Annotated in this window: 1 protein-coding gene; it reads left to right on the forward strand. The window is 47.3% G+C overall.

The annotated features are described in order from the left end of the window. Positions 1 to 464, forward strand: a 464-nt coding sequence (locus tag A3738_RS30840; protein ID WP_197473730.1) for a hypothetical protein, incomplete at its 5' end; no start/stop codon positions are given. Positions 465 to 647: the final 183 nt, after the last annotated feature.

Raw genomic sequence — 647 nt, forward strand, 5'->3', positions numbered from 1 at the left:
CGGGCGATCGTTGTCCGCCATATTACAACGATGTCTGGCGTAGTAAGAATGGTAAGCGCTGGGAGTTGTTAACTGCTGACGCAGGTTGGGCTCCACGGCCGGGACATCAGTGCGAGGTACTCTTTGGTAGTTGTGTATGCTTTGGTGGCTTTGGTTTGAGTACTAATCCGCAGGACCCATTTGCAGTGGCTAATCCTATCGATGTTTGGGTGAACAAAAATGGCCGAACGTGGAAACAGCTCTCAGGTCCGGCTGAACAACCTTGGAATGCGCAGTCACCAGAAGATATTAAGTATGATCTAGCGGCATTTCCTGTGTATTTTGCGAATGGAAGGTTCCAGCCGAGTATCTTTACATTTGGTGGTGATCGAGAAACCTTTGATCCATTCGATCCCATTGGATTTACGAAAGTCGATAATGATGTTTGGCAGTTCCGATATGACTGGGATTGGTGGAGACGATAGTACGTATACAGAGGCCGCTGAAAAGCGGCCTTTTTTGTTTACAGGAAGTATTGGCTTAACCAATAACACACGATACCTATTTGCGCGCAAAAGCATAGAAAACGACACTGCACGATGATGTTACTTGATGAAGCTGCATGAAGAAGCGACTGTGCAATGCGCGCGGCTAACAAATATAGCGCG

This window comes from Oleiphilus sp. HI0066 (assembly GCF_001635725.1).